We start from the raw sequence: 18,379 nt of genomic DNA, 5'->3' as shown, positions 1-18,379 counted from the left end.
CCCCGGGGGGGGGGGGGGGGGGGCCCCCCCCCCCCCCCCCGCCGCCCGTGCGTACGTTCGGTAGTCGGACGCGGGTGTGCACAGCCCGCTGCGCCCGGGCGCGTACGCCCTTACCCTGTCCGCCATGAGCGCGCCCACCCGGCCGGAGCCGGGCCCCGAGCCGGAGCAGGGCCCGCCCGCGGAGGTCCTCGGCGGCGGCTCCGCGGGACCGCGCCTCGGCGAGCGCTGGACGGCGCTGCCGTCCCGTTCCCGCCGGCTCGTCGGCGCCGTCGCCGGCCTCGCGGTGCTGGCCGTTCTCGGCGTATACGCCCTGGCCACACGGCCGGAGCCGGAACCGGCCGCGCTCGTGCCGTACCCGATCCAGACGACCGACTTCTCCTTTCTCGGGATAGAGACCCCCAAACCGGGCGATACCGCTTTTGCCGCGCAGCTCATGGCCACCTCGGACAGCGACGCCTCCCTCGAGAAGATCACCCAGGGCTACAGCGGCCTGAAGCTGTCCGTCCGGCCCGCACTCCCGCTCGAACTCCCCGAGAACCAACCCACCCGGGTCACCGTCAGGTTCGAGGTCGTCCGGTGCGCCGGCCTCCCCCTGGACGCCCGCCTGCCCTCGCTGCGCGTAACGCTGCGTAACACGCGCGCAATACAGGACTACAGCTCCATCCTCGGCGGCACCTACGCCGCCGAACTGTCCCGGGCGCTGCGTACGATATGCGAACCCGCCCCCCGGGCCGCCCCCGGCGCATAGGACACCAGCAGCGGCTTCGCGCCCGTTCGGGCGTCCGGACTCCGCGGATCCGGCACAGACCGCGCCCGCCGACGCGGAAGGTGGCTGTAAGGGTCATAACAAGAGAGTCACAGCATTGCCTGCACCTCTGCCCCCTCGACCCGGGGCGGCTTAGAGTCACGCCCAGTCACCGCGCAGCAGGTCACCTTCCGACGCCTGCCGCGTGCACCGGCCCACTCTGCGCAGTCGAGGCCGCGCCAGGGGAAAGGACTGATCGTGCGTCACCGTTCCTTGCTCATACTCACCACTGCGGTCACCGCAGGGGCTCTCACGCTGTCTGCTTGCGGTTCCCGCGACGACGACAGCGAAGACGGGGGCGGTGGCGACGGAACGACCGTCGTTATCGGCCTCGACGCCCCGCTGACAGGTGACCTCTCGGCCCTGGGCATCGGCATCCAGAACTCCGCCGAGCTCGCCGTGAAGACGGCCAACGAGAACGAGGAGGTCAAGGGCGTCACGTTCGAGCTCGAGCCCCTCGACGACGTGGCGCAGGCCCAGCAGGGCCAGCAGAACGCCACCAAGCTCGTCGGCAACGAGGACGTCATGGGCGTCGTCGGCCCGCTCAACTCCGACGTCGGCCAGTCCATGCAGAAGGTCTTCGCCGACGCCGACATGGTCCAGGTCTCGCCCGCCAACACCAACCCCTCCCTGACCCAGGGCGAGGAGTGGCAGGACGGCGAGAAGACGCGCCCGTTCGACACGTACTTCCGCGTGTCCACCACCGACGCCATCCAGGGCCCGTACGCGGCGCAGTACCTCTACAACGAGAAGAAGCTGAAGAAGGTCTTCGTCATCGACGACAAGAAGACCTACGGCGCCGGCCTCGCCGGCACCTTCGCCGACGAGTTCGAGAACCTCGGCGGCAAGGTCGTCGGGACCGACCACGTCAACCCCGACGACAAGGACTTCGCGGCCATCGCCACGAAGGTCAAGAACTCCGGCGCCGACTTCGTCTACTACGGCGGCGAGTACCCGGCCGGCGCCCCGCTGGCCGCCCAGGTCAAGAAGGCCGGGGCCAAGATCCCGACCGTCGGCGGCGACGCCCTGTTCAGCGCCGAGTACGTGGCCCTCGCCAAGGAGAACGCCGAAGGCGACATGGCCAGCTCCGTCGGCGCCCCGCTGACCACCCTGGACACCGCCAAGGAGTTCATCAAGAACTACGAGGCAGCCGGCTACGAGGACGCCTACGAGGCGTACGGCGGCTACTCCTACGACTCCACCTGGGCCATCATCCAGGCCGTGAAGGCCGTCGTCGACGAGAACGACGGCGAACTGCCCGGTGACGCGGACGAGGCCCGCAAGGCCATCACCGAGGCCATGAACGACGTTTCCTTCGAGGGCGTGACCGGCAAGGTCGGCTTCGACGAGTTCGGCGACACCACCAACAAGCAGCTGTCGCTGTACCAGGTCAAGGACGGCGAGCACGTGCCGCTGACCAGCGGCGAGTTCGAAGGCTGACCGGGGCGACCACCACCGCCCACTGATCACAAAGACCGCAAGCGGCGCGGGGGGCGCACACAGCGCCCCCCGCGCGGCCATATCTGACACCCACTCGGAGGCCCAGCGGTGAACGATCTGCCGCAGCAACTTGCCAACGGCCTGCTACTCGGCGCCTTGTACGGGCTCATAGCCATCGGCTACACGATGGTGTACGGCATTGTTCAGCTCATCAACTTCGCCCACGGCGAGATATTCATGATCGGCGGCTTCGGCGCCCTGACGATGTGGTTGTGGATGCCCAACGGCACCAGCCTGCTCGTCGCCCTGCCGCTGATGATCCTCATGGCCGTCATCTGCTCCGTGCTCGTCGGCGTCGGCGCCGAGCGCTTCGCCTACCGTCCCCTGCGCGGCGCACCCCGCCTCGCCCCCCTCATCACCGCGATCGGCCTGTCCATCGCGCTGCAGCAGGCCATCTGGGCCTGGTACCCCGAGGCCACGAAGTCGCGGCCGTTCCCCGAGTTCTCCGGCCCGCGCCTCGACTTCGGCGCGTTCACCATCGAACGCGGCGAGCTCTACCTGCTCATCGCCGCCCCCGTGTGCATGATCGCCCTCGGCTTCTTCGTCTCCAAGACCCGCACCGGCCGCGCCATGCAGGCCACGTCGCAGGACCCGGACACGGCCAAGCTCATGGGCATCAACACCGACCGCATCATCGTCATGGCCTTCGCCATCGGCGCCGCCTTCGCCGCCATCGCGGCCATCGCCCACGGCCTGCGCTACGGCGAGGTCAACTTCAAGATGGGCTTCATCGCCGGCCTCAAGGCCTTCACCGCCGCCGTCCTCGGCGGCATCGGCAACATCTACGGCGCCATGATCGGCGGAGTGGTCCTCGGGCTCTCCGAGGCCATGGCCACCGCCTACATCGCCGACATCCCCGGCATGGAGCAGCTCGGCGGCGGTGCGTGGAAGGACGTCTGGGCGTTCGTCCTGCTCATTCTCGTACTGCTCTTGCGGCCCCAGGGCCTGCTGGGCGAACGCGTCTCGGATCGGGCGTGATAGCGATGAACACCCTGGAGAAGAACACCGCACCCGAAACCGCCCCCGCGGGCGGCGTGCTGCCCCTGCCCCCGGGCCCCGCCCGGCTCGTCGCCCTCGTCGGCGCCGCCGGCACCTTCGTCTCGACCTTCCTCTCGTGGACCTACACGGAGGAGTTCCCGGGCAACCTCACCGTCTACGGATACCCCGGCGGACTGCAGCTCCTGACGCTCACCGGCGCCCTGCTCACCCTGCTGTTCCTGCTCTCCGGCAGCGGCCTGCGCGGACTGCGCTGGCTCACCCCCGGCGGCCCCAACAGCGCGGTACGGCTGCTCGCACTCGGCACCCTCGGCGTCACCGGCTACACCGTCGGCGCCATCATCAAGAACCTCGGCGGCCTGATCAACGTCGACCCCGGCGGCTACATCGCCGTCGTCATGGCCCTGATCACCGTCATCGGCGCCCTCGGACTGCCGGCCGACGTCCCCGTGGACCCCGAGAAGCCGCCGGCCAACCCCTGGGCACAACTGGTCCACTCGCTGAAGGCACCCGTCCCCGGACGTCTGCGCGACATGCCCGGCTGGGTGGAGATCGTCATCATCTCCGCCGCCTTCGCCCTCGGCCTGTACATCTTCACGTTCGGAATCGACACCGACTACGCCGAACTCTTCATCGGCTACATGGTGCTCGTCTCCTTCGCGTTCCCCGCCGTGGGCCGCGCGGGCCTCACCCGGCAACTGGGCCAGCTCACCGCCAAGCACCGGAACGTGACCGTGACCGCGGCCTTCGTCGCCGCGTTCGCCTTCCCGTTCACCCAGAGCAACGACGCCTACGCCAGCATCGGCACCAACATCCTCATCTTCGCCACCGTGGCGCTCGGCCTCAACGTCGTCGTCGGCCTGGCGGGCCTGCTCGACCTCGGCTACGTCGCCTTCCTCGGCGTCGGCGCGTACACCGCGGCCCTCGTCTCCGGCGCACCCACCTCCAGCATCGGGGTCACCTTCCCGTTCTGGGCCGCCGTGCTCACCGGCGCCGCCGCGTCGCTCGTCTTCGGCGTCCTCATCGGCGCCCCGACACTGCGGCTGCGCGGCGACTACCTCGCCATCGTCACCCTCGGGTTCGGCGAGATCTTCCGCATCGGCGTCCAGAACCTCGACGGCGACTCCGGGCCCGACATCACCAACGGGCCCAACGGCATCCCGAACATCCCCGAGCTGGAAATCCTCGGCTTCAACCTCGGCGAGGAACACACCATCCTCGGCCAGGAGCTGGGCAGGTTCTCCAACTACTTCCTGCTCATGCTGCTGTTCACCGTCGTGATCGTGACGATCTTCCGGCGCGCGGACCAGTCGCGCATCGGCCGCGCCTGGGTCGCCATCCGCGAGGACGAGACCGCCGCACGGGCCATGGGCATCAACGCCTTCCGGCTCAAGCTCCTCGCGTTCGCGCTCGGCGCCACCCTGGCCGGCATGGCGGGCACCGTACAGGCGCACGTGACGTACACCGTCACGCCCACGCAGTACAAGTTCGTCGAAGCCGTGCCGCCGAACTCCGCGTTCCTGCTGGCCGCCGTCATCCTCGGCGGCATGGGCACCGTCAGCGGCCCGCTCATCGGCGCGTCGCTGCTCTACCTGATCCCCGCCAAGCTGCAGTTCGTCCAGGAGTACCAGCTGCTGCTCTTCGGCGTGGCGCTGGTCCTGCTCATGCGCTTCCGCCCCGAAGGCCTCATCGCCGACCGGCGCAAGCAGCTCGAGTTCCACGACACCGGCCAGCTCGACGTGCCCAAGGAAGATACCGACCTCAGCAAGAAGGTGGGGGTGTGACACCGATGGCCAGCGACACCATCCCCGCCAAGGGACAGGGCGGCGGAACCGTCCTGGACGCCCGCGGCGTCACCATGCGCTTCGGCGGCCTCACCGCCGTACGCAACGTCGACCTCACCGTCGACCAGGGCGAGATCGTCGGACTCATCGGCCCCAACGGCGCCGGCAAGACCACCTTCTTCAACTGCATGACCGGGCTCTACATCCCCACCGAGGGCACGGTCCGCTACAAGGGCACGGTCCTGCCGCACCGCTCCCACCGCGTCACCGAGGCGGGCATCGCCCGTACCTTCCAGAACATCCGTCTCTTCGCCAACATGACGGTCCTGGAAAACGTCCTCGTCGGCCGGCACACCCGCACCCGCGAAGGGCTGTGGTCCGCGCTCCTGCGCGGCCCCGGCTTCAAAAAGGCGGAGCGGACGTCCGAAGCACGCGCCATGGAGCTGCTGGAGTTCACCGGGCTGGCCGCCAAGCGCGACCACCTCGCCCGCAACCTCCCCTACGGCGAACAGCGCAAGCTGGAAATCGCCCGGGCACTGGCGAGCGAACCCGGACTGCTGCTCCTCGACGAGCCCACCGCGGGCATGAACCCGCAGGAGACCCGGGCCACCCGCGAGCTGGTCTTCGCGATCCGCGAACAGGGCATCTCGGTACTCGTCATCGAGCACGACATGCGGTTCATCTTCGGACTCTGCGACCGCGTCGCCGTCCTCGTCCAGGGCGAAAAACTGGTCGAGGGCACCCCCGACGTCGTCCAGAGCGACGACCGCGTCGTCGCCGCGTACCTCGGCACCCCCTTCGAGGGCGTCCCCGAGGACGAGGCCGTCGCCGAGGTCACCGCGGCCGAGGACGCGCTCGCCAAGAACACCGGGAGCGGCAGCACCCCCAAGACGAGCAAGGAGGGCGACGCGTGACCGCGCTACTGCAGGTCGAAGACCTGAAGGTCGCCTACGGCAAGATCGAGGCCGTCAAGGGCATCTCGTTCAGCGTCCAGAGCGGCGAGGTCGTCACGCTCATCGGCACCAACGGCGCCGGCAAGACGACGACCCTGCGCACCCTGTCCGGACTGCTGAAGCCCTCCGGCGGCAAGATCTTCTTCGACGGCACGCCGCTCAACGGCGTCGGCGCCCACAAGATCGTCGCCATGGGCCTCGCCCACTCCCCGGAAGGCCGCCGGCTCTTCCCCCGCCTCACCATCACCGAGAACCTCCAACTCGGCGCCTTCCTCCGGAAGGACTCGGCGGGCATCGAGCAGGACATCACCATGTGCTACGAGCTGTTCCCCATCCTCGGGGAACGGCGCAAGCAGGCCGCGGGCACCCTCTCCGGCGGCGAGCAGCAGATGCTCGCCATGGGCAGGGCACTGATGTCCCGGCCCAAGCTGCTCATGCTCGACGAACCCTCCATGGGCCTCTCGCCGATCATGATGCAGAAGATCATGGAGACGATCCGGGAGCTGAAGTCCCAGGGCACCACCATCCTGCTCGTCGAGCAGAACGCCCAGGCCGCACTCTCCATCGCCGACCACGGCCACGTGATGGAGGTCGGCAAGGTCGTCCTGTCGGGCACCGGCGAGGAACTGCTGCACGACGAGTCCGTGCGCAAGGCATACCTCGGCGAAGACTGAAACCCACCGCACACACAGAGCGGCCCGCGCCCCGGGGAGGGGGGCACGGGCCGCTCTCACGTGCGACGCGGGCGCGGCGCGGGCGCGGCAGGCAACCGCCGAACGGATGCCGCCCTGCCGGCCCCGCGGACTAACCCTGCTTCTTCTTGCCCTTCTTCTCCGCGTCGTCCTCGATCACGGCCTCGGCCACCTGCTGCATCGACAGCCGGCGGTCCATCGACGTCTTCTGGATCCACCGGAACGCCGCCGGCTCCGACAGCCCGTACTCGGTCTGCAGGATGCTCTTCGCCCGGTCCACCAGCTTGCGCGTCTCCAGCCGCTGGGTGAGGTCGACGACCTCCTTCTCCAGCGTCTTCAGCTCCGTGTAACGCGACACGGCCATCTCGATGGCCGGGACCACGTCACCCTTGCTGAACGGCTTCACCAGATACGCCATGGCCCCCGCGTCCCGCGCCCGCTCGACCAGCTCGCGCTGGGAGAACGCGGTGAGCATCAGCACCGGGGCGATGGAGTCGGCGGCGATCTGCTCGGCGGCGGAGATGCCGTCGAGCACGGGCATCTTCACATCGAGGATCACCAGATCCGGGTGATGCTCCCGAGCCAACCGCACCGCGGTCTCCCCGTCCCCGGCCTCCCCGACGACGGTGTACCCCTCCTCCTCCAGCATCTCCTTCAGATCGAGCCGGATGAGGGCCTCGTCCTCGGCGATGACGACCCGGGTGGTCTGCGGCGGCACGTGTTCGTCGCCACCGGCACTTACGGCGGCGATGTCCTCCGGGGTTTCGGGGGTCTCGGGGGCGCTCACGGTGCTCCTCGGGGTATTGCCTGGCTGCGGAAGGGGCATCCACGAGAGTACCGACCCCGCGGGGGGAGGTGAGTACGCGGTAGGGTGGGACCGCGCAGAGCGGGCCCGGTTGGTGGAACTGGTGAGACACGCGGCTCTCAAACAGCCGTGCCTTCGGGCATGTGGGTTCGAATCCCACACCGGGCACTCTCCCTCGCTCAAGCGGAGCGCACCCTTCTCGTGAATTCCGGCGGCCGGGCAGTGTGTTCACACTCCGGGTCGCGCACAGTTGTTCCATGAACACGCACGGTGCGGATATCCGCGATCAGGCACTTGCCATGCTGCACAACGGGGCCCGGAACGCCGACGTCGCCAGACGCCTGGGCGTCCCCGCAGGGACCGTCGGCTACTGGCTCCACCGGGACCGGGCCGCACGGGGGACGTTGCCCGGTGTGCCGGAGCGGCCGTGCCCGCGGTGCGACGGCCGCCCCCTGAACGACACGGCCTACTCCTACCTCCTGGGCCTCTACCTGGGCGACGGCCACATCGTCCGGTACTCCGGACACCGGGTGCCCAGCCTCATGATCACCTGTGCCGACGCCTGGCCCGGGCTGATGCGCGACTGCCGCCGTGCGATGAACGCGGTCTTCCCGCACAACAGGGTCTGCCTGGTCTCCCGGACGGGCTGCCACAACGTGAAGGTGTACTCCCTTCACCTGCCGTGCCTGTTCCCCCAGCACGGCGCGGGAAAGAAGCACGAGCGGCGGATCGCTGTGGAGCCGTGGCAGCAGGAGATCCTCGACCGGCACCCCTGGCCCTTCATCCGCGGGCTCATCCACTCAGACGGGTGCCGGATCACGAACTGGACCACTCGTCTCGTCGCCGGCCGGCGCAAGCGCTACGAGTATCCGCGCTACTTCTTCAGCAACAAGTCCGACGACATCCGCAGGCTGTTCACCGACGCCCTCGATCGCGTCGGCGTCGAGTGGTCGGCCCTTGCCCGCGGCTCCGATCCGTTCAACATCTCCGTCGCCAGGCGGGCGTCCGTCGCGCTCATGGATGTCCACGTCGGGCCGAAATACTGACTCCGGGACTCCGGATTCCGGGGGATGTCCGGGTGCCGTCACCGTTCATCCACAGGCGGTAGAACGCGGCATCAACTTGACGTATGGTCGCGAGCATTGCTGTGCGGGGGAGCCTGCAGACCTACGGAGGGGACGGGTAGGCGATGTCTGCGCCGACGCGACGACGACTGCGCAAGGGTGCGATGACCGCGGCTGTGGCTGCCGCCGCGATGGCGGCGCTGTCGGCCTCACAGGCGCCGGGTCTCGCGGCCGGGCCCGAGGCTCCCGGGAAGAGCGCCCCTGACCAGGCGCCGGGGGGCGGGGAGGACTCGATCACGGGTGGCTCTCCTTATTACACGGACCTGCCGCCGCTGGAGAGCGCCAACCCCTCTCCGGGTGACGAGTTGGAGGACGAGGCCGACGAGTCCGGGATTCCGGCGACGGTCCTCGACGCGTACAAGCAGGCCGAGAGCCGGCTCGCGCGCAGCAACCCCGGGTGCAACCTGGAGTGGGAGCTGCTGGCGGCCATAGGCCGGGTGGAGTCGGGGCATGCCCGCGGCGGTGACGTGACCGCGGACGGCACGACGCGGAACCCCATCCTCGGCCCCGTGCTGAACGGCAACGGCTTCGCCAACATCACGGACACCGACGGCGGCGAGTACGACGGGGACACCAGCCACGACCGGGCCGTCGGCCCGATGCAGTTCATCCCCTCGACGTGGGCCACCTGGGGCAGCGACGGCAACGACGACGGTGAGCGCAATCCGGACAACGTCTACGACGCGGCGCTGTCCGCCGGGCGGTATCTGTGCGCGGGCGGGCGGGACCTGTCCTCGCAGGCCGACCTGGAAGCCGCCATCCTCGGGTACAACCAGTCGCAGTCGTATCTCCGCACGGTCCTGACCTGGTACGACTTCTACAAGGAGGGCGGCGCCGACCCGGTGCCCGACGGCTCGGGTGCCGACCCGGGCGACCGGAGCGACGGCATCAACACGCCGAGTCCGTCGCCGAGCCCTTCGGAGAGCGACAAGCCGGGCAAGGGCGGCGGCAAGGACGAGGGCAACGACGACGGCGAGGGCAACGGCGGCGGCTCGCCCAGTCCCGGTCCCAGCGATCCGCCCCCCTCCGGCGGGGGCGGCGACGACGACCCCGAGGAGCCGGCGCCGACCATCTCGGACCTGCGGGTGGCGAGTGCGCAGTCCAGCACCGCGTACACCGGTGCCGACTTCGCGGAGCGCCCGAAGGTGCGGGGCGTGACCTCGCGCGGCGCGGGCGTGTCCGGGAAGACGGTCACGTTCACGATCAGCGGCCAGACCGGTGCGGTCTTCGCCGGCGGCGGGAAGACCGCGTCGGTCACGACCAACAGCTCCGGTTACGCGACGGCGCCGGTGGTCAAGGCCGGTCAGCTGGCCGGGGACTTCACGATCCGTGCCACGACGGGCGGCGGCGTGAGCCCGGTGGACTTCGCCGCCGAGGTGGAGGCGTCGTACGGGCTGGCGCGTGTCGGTGACGAGGCGCTCAAGGCGGCGGCGGGCGGCGAGTTCGGTGCCGTCGAGGCCAAGGTGACGTACCGGGGCGGCCCTGCCGCGGAGGCGCCGGTGACGGCGGCGATGGTCACGGAGGCGGGCGAGCAGAACGACAAGGGCCCGTACTTCAAGGACGCGGAGGGCAACCCGGTCCGCAAGCTGAACCTGACGACGGACGCGGACGGCACGGTGAAGCTGCCGACGATCCAGGCGGGCGACGAGACGGGGAAGTTCCTGCTGCTGCTGACCACGAGCGAGGGCGTGACGTTGACGCTGGAGCTGACCGTCGAGTAGCCGGGCGGCGGGGCGCGTGGTGTCCGGGGCTCCCGGTCAGCGGCCGGCGTTCGTGCGGCGCGTGGTGTGCCGGGTGGGCGCGGCGGTGGCCGGGTCCTCGGGCCAGGGGTGCTTCGGGTAGCGGCCGCGCAGTTCGGCGCGGACCGCGGGGTAGCCCTGTCGCCAGAAGGAGGCCAGGTCGGCGGTGACGGCGGCGGGGCGGCCGGCGGGTGAGAGCAGGTGCACCAGGAGCGGTACGCGGCCGTCCGCGATCCGCGGTGTGCTGTCGAGGCCGAAGAGTTCCTGGAGTTTGACGGCGAGCACGGGTTGCTGCGGGTCGTCGTAGTCGACGCGGATGCGGGAGCCGCTGGGCACCTCGATGCGTTCCGGGGCGAGTTCGTCGAGCCGGGCGGCTTCGCCGCGGGCCCAGGGGAGGAGCCCGTGGAGTACGCGGGCGGCGTCGGTGCGGCGGGGTTCGTCGTCCAGCCAGTCGTCGGCGCGGGCGAGGAGTGCGTCGTCGCGGACGTCGGGCCAGGGGTCGCCGAGTGCATGGTGCAGGAAAGCGAGCCGGCGCCGTAGCGCGCGGGCGGCGTCGGTCCAGCGCAGCAGGGCGGTGCCTTCGCGGCGCAGTCCGTCGAGGCGGGCGGCGTGCAGGCGGGCGGGGTCGGGGCGGGGGAGTGGCCGGGCGCGGAGTTCGACGGCGCCGAGGCGGGTGACGCGGCGGGCGACGGTTTCGCGGCGCTCGGTGGACCAGGTGACTTCGTCCTCGGTGCCGAGGAGTGTTTCCGCGGCGCGCAGGGCGGTGTCCTCGTCGAGGGGGGCGCCGAGCCGCAGCCGGGCGCCGGCGGCGCCGACGGGCCGGTCGGCGACGGCGACGGCGAGCCATGCCTGGCCGCGCAGGGCGGATTCGCCGCCGGTTTCGACGCGGGTTCCCGATGCCATGAGGTAGGACCCGTCGCCGCGTCCGCGGGCGACGCGTTCGGGGAAGGCGAGGGCGGCGACGAGGCCGGCGACGGCGTCGTCGCCGAGCGGGCCGCGGCCGTCCCGGGCGGGGGAGCGGGCCTCGGGGGTGCGTCCGGTCGCGTCGGCGGGGACGGTGCCGGTCCCGGTGCGGTCGGCGGGTTCGGCGGCTGCCGCGGGCGGGGCGCCGGGTTGCCCGGTGGCCGGGGTGGCGGTCCGCGGGTCCGGTTCGCGTGCCGCGTCTCCGGTCCCGGCTTTCGCGGGCTCGCCCGCCGGTGTGCCGAGGGCGCGCCGCAGGCGCTGGGCTTCGCGGCGCCAGCGGGCGGCGTAGGCGTCGCCGCCGCGGCGGGCGCGGCGCCAGGCGGCGGCGAGGTCGTCGCCGTACGGGCGCGGCGGTTCCTCACTGAGCAGCGCCACGGCCTCCGCGGCGGCCCGGGGGCCGGCTTCGGCGGCGGCGTCGAGCAGGGCGCGGCCGAGCCGGGGGTGGAGGCCGAGGCCGGCGAGGCGGGTGCCGCGGGGTGTCGGGCGGCCGGCGGTGTCCACGGCGCCGACCGCCCGCAGCACGTCGCGGGCGGCGGCCATGGCGCCGGGCGGCGGGGCGTCGAGCAGGGCGAGCCCGGTGGCGTCGGGGTCGCCCCAGCAGGCGGCTTGGAGGGCGAAGGCGGCGAGGTCGGCGACGGCGATCTCGGGCGACGGGTAGCGCGGCAGCCGGCCGTCCTCGGCCTCCGCCCAGCAGCGCAGCGCGAGCCCGGGCCCTTCGCGCCCGGCGCGGCCCAGTCGCTGCGTGGCGGTGGCGGCGGACACCCGTACGGTCGTGAGCGCTCCGAGGCCGCGGGCGTGGTCCATGCGCGGTTCGCGGGCGAGTCCGCCGTCGACGACGATCCGTACGCCGGGCACGGTGAGGCTGGACTCGGCCACCGCGGTCGAGAGGATCACGCGCCGCTCGCCGGGGGCGCTTCCGCGCAGCACGGCGTTCTGCACGTCGGCGGGGGCCTGTCCGTGCAGTTGGAGCACTTCTGCGGGTACGCCGCCCAGCAGTCCGGCGACCCGGGCGATCTCGCCGACGCCGGGAAGGAAGCACAGGATGTCGCCGTCCGGCCGGCGCAGCGCTTCGCGTACGACGTCGGCGATGTGGGCCAGCAGCGCCGGGTCGACCCGGGTGCCGTGCGCGGGGCGGGTGCCGGCGGGCGGGGGGCGGTAGCCGATCGCCACGGGGTGCATGGTGCCTTCGCCGCGTACGACGGCGGCGGGGGCGGAGTCGTCGGGTCCGGTGAGGAGGTGCGCCCAGGCGGCGGTGTCGGAGGTGGCGGAGGCGGCGATGAGCCGCAGTTCGGGGCGGAGGGCGGCGCGTACGTCGACGAGGAAGGCGAGTGCGGTGTCGGCGTCGAGGTGCCGTTCGTGGCACTCGTCGAGGAGAACGGCGTCCACGCCGGCCAACTCGGGGTCGCGCTGGAGGCGTTGGAGGAGGACGCCGGTGGTGACGACCTCGACCCGGGTGCGGGGTCCGGCGCGGCGTTCGCCGCGGACGGTGAAGCCGACCCGGTCACCGGTCTCCTCGCCGAGCAGCCACGCCATGCGGCGGGCGGCGGCCCGCGCCGCCATGCGGCGGGGTTCGGCGACGAGTACCCGGCGGGGGGCGGCTTCGGCGCCGGGGAGGAGTCCGGCGAGGGCCAGCGGCACGAGGGTGGTCTTGCCGGTGCCGGGCGGTGCGCCGAGTACGGCGGCGCCGGGAGCGTCGGGGCCGTCGAGGGCGGCGCGCAGGGCGGGCAGCGCGTGGCGTACGGGCAGGGCGTCGAGTGCGTCGGAGCGGAGGGCCACGAACGCCAGTGTGCTACGGCCCGGGCTCCCGGCGGCGCGCGCCTGCCGCTTGAACAGGCGGGCGGGGGTCGCTCAGGCCGCTTCGCAGACGAAGATCGCCGTGCCGGGGATGAGGTGCCCGCGCAGCGGCGACCAGCCGCCCCATTCCTGGTCGTGCCACTGCGGCCACTCCGGCTCCACCAGGTCGAGCAGCCGGAAGCCGCCGTCCACGACGTCGCGGACGCGGTCGCCGAGCGTGCGGTGGTGTTCGACGTACAGTGCGCTGCCGTCCTCGTCCTGCTCGACGTACGGGGTGCGGTCGAAGTAGGACCCGGCGACCGACAGCCCCTCGGGGCCGGGTTCGTCGGGGAAGGCCCAGCGCACGGGGTGGGTGACGGAGAAGACCCACCGCCCGCCGGGCCGCAGCACCCGCCGGACCTCCCGCATCACCGCGACCGGGGAGGCGACGAAGGGCACGGCGCCGTACGCGGAGCAGGCGAGGTCGAACGACCCGTCGCGGAACGGCAGCGCCGCCGCGTCGGCCTGGAGCAGCGGGAACGGCGCGGCGGCGCCGGAGGCGTCGAGGGCCAGGCGGCGCGCGTGCTGCAACTGCCGGTGCGAGAGGTCCAGTGCTACGGGCAGCGCCCCCTGCTCCGCGAGCCAGCGGGAGCACTGCGCCGCGCCCGCGCCCACCTCCAGTACCGCGCGCCCCGTCAGTGAACCGGCCGGTCCGAGCAGCCGCGCCTCGGCCTCGTCGAGGCCCTCGGGGCCCCAGATGAATCGGGCGCCGTCGGCGCCGCCGAGGAAGCCGCCGTGTTCGCGCTGGTAGTCGTCGGCGTTGCGGTCCCACCAGCCACGGCTCGCGAGGCGGGTTTCCCGCGCGGGGACGGGGCGTCGGGTAGCCTCTGCCGGAACATCCGCATCAGCAGCCCCATCGGCACCATCGGCACCGTTTTCGTACTCGTGGACCATCGGCCGGACCTGTCGTAGTACCTTCCTGCCACGCGCGAGAGTGACGGAGCGCCACTACTGCCGGGTATGAGGCGGCATGCCCCAGGTGCACTCTTCGCGCATTGACCATGCCCGGCTGCCCCCGTATGCTACAAGTTGCGCTGCGGGCCTGCGTGCCTCGGACGGAGCAGGCCGCGCTCGCATCTGTTGTATGTCCCCTCGGTTCACGAGGCGCTGCCGGACTCCCCCTGGGGGGTTGGGAAAGCGCCTCTTAGGCTGTCCGGCTTCGGCGGTGCGATCACAGGGCTCTCGGCGTGGAGTGACGACGACTCAACTTGCCCGTACCGGAGCCCAATCCCACATGACGAGCAGCACCGAGAACACCGCGGCCGCCACGACGCAGGTCGCGGTCAACGACATCGGTTCCGAGGAAGCCTTCCTCGCCGCGATCGACGAGACGATCAAGTACTTCAACGACGGCGACATCGTCGACGGCGTCATCGTGAAGGTCGACCGGGACGAGGTCCTGCTCGACATCGGCTACAAGACCGAGGGTGTCATCCCTTCCCGGGAACTCTCGATCAAGCACGACGTCGACCCGAACGAGGTCGTCGCCGTCGGCGACGAGATCGAGGCCCTTGTTCTTCAGAAGGAGGACAAGGAAGGCCGGCTGATCCTCTCGAAGAAGCGCGCGCAGTACGAGCGTGCGTGGGGCACCATCGAGAAGATCAAGGAAGAGGACGGCATCGTCACCGGTACCGTCATCGAGGTCGTCAAGGGCGGTCTCATCCTCGACATCGGCCTGCGGGGCTTCCTGCCCGCATCGCTGGTCGAGATGCGCCGCGTGCGCGACCTGCAGCCCTATGTCGGCAAGGAGCTCGAAGCCAAGATCATCGAGCTGGACAAGAACCGGAACAACGTGGTTCTGTCCCGCCGTGCCTGGCTCGAGCAGACCCAGTCCGAGGTCCGGCAGACCTTCCTCACCACCCTCCAGAAGGGCCAGGTGCGATCGGGTGTTGTCTCCTCGATCGTCAACTTCGGCGCCTTCGTGGACCTGGGCGGCGTGGACGGCCTGGTGCACGTGTCCGAGCTGTCCTGGAAGCACATCGACCACCCCTCCGAGGTCGTCGAGGTCGGCCAGGAGGTCACGGTCGAGGTCCTGGACGTCGACATGGACCGCGAGCGCGTCTCGCTGTCCCTGAAGGCGACCCAGGAAGACCCGTGGCAGCAGTTCGCGCGCACGCACCAGATCGGTCAGGTCGTGCCCGGCAAGGTCACGAAGCTGGTGCCGTTCGGCGCGTTCGTCCGCGTCGACGAGGGCATCGAGGGCCTGGTCCACATCTCCGAGCTGGCCGAGCGCCACGTGGAGATCCCGGAGCAGGTCGTCCAGGTCGGCGACGAGATCTTCGTCAAGGTCATCGACATCGACCTGGAGCGTCGCCGCATCAGCCTCTCGCTGAAGCAGGCGAACGAGACCTTCGGTCCCGACCCGATGGCCGTCGACTTCGACCCGACGCTCTACGGCATGGCCGCCTCGTACGACGACCAGGGGAATTACATCTACCCCGAGGGCTTCGACCCGGAGACCAACGAGTGGCTCGACGGGTACGAGAAGCAGCGCGAGGAGTGGGAGGGCCAGTACGCCGAGGCCCACACCCGCTTCGAGCAGCACCAGGCGCAGGTCGTCAAGTCCCGCGAGGCCGACGCCCAGGCGGCGGCCGAAGCGGGCGACTCGGCGCCGGCTCCGTCCGGCGGCGGTTCGTACTCCTCCGAGGGTGCCGACGACTCCGGCGCGCTGGCCTCGGACGAGGCGCTGGCGGCGCTCCGCGAGAAGCTGGCCGGCGGCCAGAGCTGACCGCGGGCCGGAAGGCGTAGCAGTCGGACGCAGCACGACAGACGGAAGCCCGTCGTCCCTCCGGGGGCGGCGGGCTTCCGCCTGTGTGCCCGTACGCGGTCTCCTGCCCGTACGCGGCCTCCGGCGGGGCGTGCGGGCCCGCGGGCCTTCGTTCCGGGGCGTGCGCCCTGGGCACGTACGCTGGGGTCATGCCCCTGCCCGTACGCCAGCTCCGCCTGCCCCAGGGCCGCGCGGCGGACACCGCCCTCGCGGCCGGGACGGGCACGCTCGTGGCGCTGGGCACGGTGCAGGCGTTCGTCGGCGAGCGCAAGGAGTCGTGGACGACGACGGCCGTGGGCTGGGCGCTGATCGTGCTGGCGTCCGGGGCGCTGTACTTCGCCCGCCGCCATCCGGTAGCCGTGGCCGGGTTCGTCATCCCGCTCGTCGGCGTCTACTACGTGAGCAGCGCGTACGACGGACCCGTGTTCCTCGTGCTCGTCATCGCGCTGTACGGCGTGGCCGCCGCGGGGCGGCTGCGCGCGGCGGCGGCGCTGGGCGCGCTCGTCGTCGCCGGCACCACCGCGGGGACGCTGTCGGGCAACGACGACGTCAACGGCGTCGCGCTGTTCATGCTGACCGGCTGGATCGTCGCCGTGCTGGCGCTGGGCGCGATGTGGCACGGGCGGCGGGCGCACGTCGAAGGCGAGGCGCGCCGGCGCGCGACCGAGGAACGGCTGCGTATCGCACGCGAGTTGCACGACGTCATCGGGCACAACATCTCGCTGATCAACGTCCAGTCGGGCGCGGCGCTGCACCGGCTGAAGAAGAGCGACGCCCCCGACCCGGCCGCCGCCGACGCGCTGGCGACCATCAAGGAGACCAGCCGCGAGACGCTGCGCGAGCTGCGCACCACGCTGGGGGTGCTGCGGCAGGTCGACGACGAGGCGCCGACGGCGCCCGCGCCCGGGCTGGCGCGCCTGGGCGAGCTGACCGAGCGGGCGGCGGACACCGCGGGGCTGCGGGTGCAGACTCTCGTCGAGGGTGCGGAGCGGTCGCTGCCGGCGGAGCTGGACCTGATCGTGTACCGGGTCGTCCAGGAGTCGCTGACCAACGTCGCGCGGCATGCGCGGGGGGCCACGTCCGTGACCGTACGGCTGGACTACGGTGAGCGCGAGCTGCGGCTGGCGGTGGAGGACGACGGACGGGGCGCGGCCGCCGACGTCCGTACCGGGGACGGAGCCGGGAGCGGACCAGGAGGCACCGGGACCGGCGCGGTCGGTGGCGGCACCGGCATCGGCGGAATGCGGGAGCGGGCGCGGGCGGTCGGCGGGGAGCTGGCCGCGGGGCCGCGGCCGGGTGGCGGCGGCTTCGCCGTCACCGCCAGGCTGCCCTACGGAACGGAGCACGCGCAGGCATGATCAGGATTCTGCTCGCGGACGACCAGAAGCTGGTGCGCGCCGGCTTCCGCTCGATCCTGGAGGACGAGGACGACCTCGACGTGGTCGGGGAGGCGAGCGACGGCGCCGCGGCGGTGGCCGCGTGCCGCGAACTGCGCCCCGACGTCGTACTGATGGACATCCGGATGCCGGACACCGACGGCCTGGAGGCCGCCCGGCGGATCGCCGCGGACGAGCGGCTGGCGGACGTCAGGGTCGTCATCCTGACCACGTTCGACCTCGACGACTACGTCTACGGGGCGCTGCGCGCCGGCGCCGCCGGGTTCCTGGTCAAGGACACCGAGCCGGAGGAGCTGATCCACGCGGTGCGGGTGGCGGCGCGCGGCGACGCGCTGATCAGCCCCTCGGTGACGCGGCGGCTGATCGCCGAGTTCGCCGGCCGGGTGAAGGCTCCGGAGCCGAGCCCGCGGCTGAACGCGCTGACGGAGCGGGAGGCCGAGGTGATGCAACTGGTGGCGGCGGGGCTGACGAACGACGAGATCGCGGCGCGGCTGGTGCTGAGCCCGGCGACGGCGAAGACGCACGTGAGCCGGATCATGACGAAGCTGGGCGTACGGGACCGGGCGCAGCTGGTGGTGCTGGCGTACGAGTCGGGGATGGTCCAGCCGGGCTGGCTGGGCCCCTGAACCCCCGTCCCGCACAGCGCTGTTCGGCACGGCCCGCCCACACCCCCCACGCACCCGCCCAAGGGTAGGCCGCCCCACCGACAGCGAGCCGCCCCCGCGGACCCCGCCGCCGAGCCCGCCCGCCAAGCTCCCCGCCGGCCCCGCCCGCCCTCCGCATCAGCGCCCTGCCCGGCGCCGCCGCGCGGCCGTAGGGGCTCCCCCTAGGGGATCGGGCAGGGCCCGGGGGAGCGGACGCAACCCGGGTAGTACGGGGCGGCCGCGGACGCAACCCGTGGGGTACGGCCGTTGCCTGCACCGGGCCGATGTGTGCACCCGGCTCCGCCCACCAAGCTGGCGTCATGTCCGCAAACCCCGCAGCTCCGCCCCCCGCCCCCGACGTCCGCCCCGGGCTCTTC

Annotated in this window: 14 protein-coding genes and 1 tRNA gene; 12 read left to right on the top strand and 3 right to left on the bottom strand. The window is 71.8% G+C overall.

Annotated features, from left to right (window positions below):
- The first annotated feature begins 124 nt into the window (after window positions 1–124).
- From LG396_RS23260 to LG396_RS23235, 6 genes are all read left to right on the top strand, one after another.
- A complete protein-coding gene (locus tag LG396_RS23260) occupies window positions 125–748 on the top strand; it encodes a hypothetical protein (protein ID WP_225796214.1) in 624 nt (207 codons plus the stop codon).
- Window positions 749–1,003: 255 nt separating this feature from the next.
- A complete protein-coding gene (locus LG396_RS23255) occupies window positions 1,004–2,245 on the top strand; it encodes a branched-chain amino acid ABC transporter substrate-binding protein (protein WP_225796213.1) in 1,242 nt (413 codons plus the stop codon).
- A 108-nt stretch (window positions 2,246–2,353) separates the two neighbouring features.
- The gene (locus LG396_RS23250; RefSeq protein ID WP_018835625.1) at window positions 2,354–3,283 is read left to right on the top strand and encodes a branched-chain amino acid ABC transporter permease; all 930 of its coding nucleotides are present in this window, start codon (window positions 2,354–2,356) and stop codon (window positions 3,281–3,283) included.
- 5 nt (window positions 3,284–3,288) lie between these two features.
- On the top strand, window positions 3,289–5,085 hold the full coding sequence (locus LG396_RS23245) for a branched-chain amino acid ABC transporter permease (protein WP_225796227.1): 1,797 nt from the start codon (window positions 3,289–3,291) through the stop codon (window positions 5,083–5,085).
- Window positions 5,086–5,090: 5 nt separating this feature from the next.
- The gene (locus tag LG396_RS23240; RefSeq protein ID WP_018835627.1) at window positions 5,091–5,999 is read left to right on the top strand and encodes an ABC transporter ATP-binding protein; all 909 of its coding nucleotides are present in this window, start codon (window positions 5,091–5,093) and stop codon (window positions 5,997–5,999) included.
- Window positions 5,996–6,712 carry an ABC transporter ATP-binding protein gene (locus LG396_RS23235; protein WP_027742901.1) on the top strand — a complete coding sequence of 239 codons (717 nt, stop codon included), beginning with the start codon at window positions 5,996–5,998 and terminating at the stop codon, window positions 6,710–6,712. The genes LG396_RS23240 and LG396_RS23235 overlap by 4 nt, the downstream gene beginning before the upstream one ends.
- Before the next feature lie 130 nt (window positions 6,713–6,842).
- On the opposite strand, the gene LG396_RS23230 is transcribed toward LG396_RS23235, so the two are convergent.
- Window positions 6,843–7,517: an ANTAR domain-containing response regulator gene (locus tag LG396_RS23230; RefSeq protein ID WP_037750724.1), complete on the bottom strand. Its 675-nt coding sequence runs from the start codon at window positions 7,515–7,517 to the stop codon at window positions 6,843–6,845.
- A gap of 103 nt (window positions 7,518–7,620) precedes the next feature.
- On the opposite strand from LG396_RS23230, the gene LG396_RS23225 reads away from it, so the two are divergent.
- From LG396_RS23225 to LG396_RS23215, 3 genes are all read left to right on the top strand, one after another.
- Window positions 7,621–7,703: transfer RNA gene (locus LG396_RS23225), tRNA-Leu, on the top strand.
- Window positions 7,704–7,792: 89 nt separating this feature from the next.
- Window positions 7,793–8,581, top strand: coding sequence for a helix-turn-helix domain-containing protein (locus tag LG396_RS23220; RefSeq protein WP_225796212.1), 789 nt, complete (start codon window positions 7,793–7,795; stop codon window positions 8,579–8,581).
- Window positions 8,582–8,964: 383 nt separating this feature from the next.
- On the top strand, window positions 8,965–10,380 hold the full coding sequence (locus LG396_RS23215) for a lytic transglycosylase domain-containing protein (RefSeq protein ID WP_225796226.1): 1,416 nt from the start codon (window positions 8,965–8,967) through the stop codon (window positions 10,378–10,380).
- A 36-nt stretch (window positions 10,381–10,416) separates the two neighbouring features.
- Here the strand turns inward: LG396_RS23215 and LG396_RS23210 are convergent, their stop codons facing one another.
- Window positions 10,417–13,137 carry an ATP-dependent RNA helicase gene (locus tag LG396_RS23210; protein WP_225796211.1) on the bottom strand — a complete coding sequence of 907 codons (2,721 nt, stop codon included), beginning with the start codon at window positions 13,135–13,137 and terminating at the stop codon, window positions 10,417–10,419.
- Between the two features lie 72 nt (window positions 13,138–13,209).
- Window positions 13,210–14,088 carry a class I SAM-dependent methyltransferase gene (locus tag LG396_RS23205; RefSeq protein WP_225796210.1) on the bottom strand — a complete coding sequence of 293 codons (879 nt, stop codon included), beginning with the start codon at window positions 14,086–14,088 and terminating at the stop codon, window positions 13,210–13,212.
- A gap of 340 nt (window positions 14,089–14,428) precedes the next feature.
- On the opposite strand from LG396_RS23205, the gene rpsA reads away from it, so the two are divergent.
- The 3 genes from rpsA to LG396_RS23190 all read left to right on the top strand — a co-directional run bounded on the left by rpsA (window position 14,429) and on the right by LG396_RS23190 (window position 17,984).
- Window positions 14,429–15,922 carry a 30S ribosomal protein S1 gene (rpsA, locus tag LG396_RS23200; protein ID WP_018835634.1) on the top strand — a complete coding sequence of 498 codons (1,494 nt, stop codon included), beginning with the start codon at window positions 14,429–14,431 and terminating at the stop codon, window positions 15,920–15,922.
- A 188-nt stretch (window positions 15,923–16,110) separates the two neighbouring features.
- Window positions 16,111–17,319, top strand: a complete 1,209-nt coding sequence (locus LG396_RS23195) for a sensor histidine kinase (protein ID WP_225796209.1) — start codon at window positions 16,111–16,113, stop codon at window positions 17,317–17,319.
- A complete protein-coding gene (locus LG396_RS23190) occupies window positions 17,316–17,984 on the top strand; it encodes a response regulator (RefSeq protein WP_018835636.1) in 669 nt (222 codons plus the stop codon). Before LG396_RS23195 ends, LG396_RS23190 begins: the two co-directional genes overlap by 4 nt.
- Window positions 17,985–18,379 lie beyond the last annotated feature (395 nt).

It is taken from the genome of Streptomyces aculeolatus, from assembly GCF_020400605.1.
GTDB lineage: Bacteria > Actinomycetota > Actinomycetes > Streptomycetales > Streptomycetaceae > Streptomyces > Streptomyces aculeolatus.
Note: the sequence above shows the minus strand (reverse complement) of the source record. Positions and strands in the feature narration are given on the sequence as shown.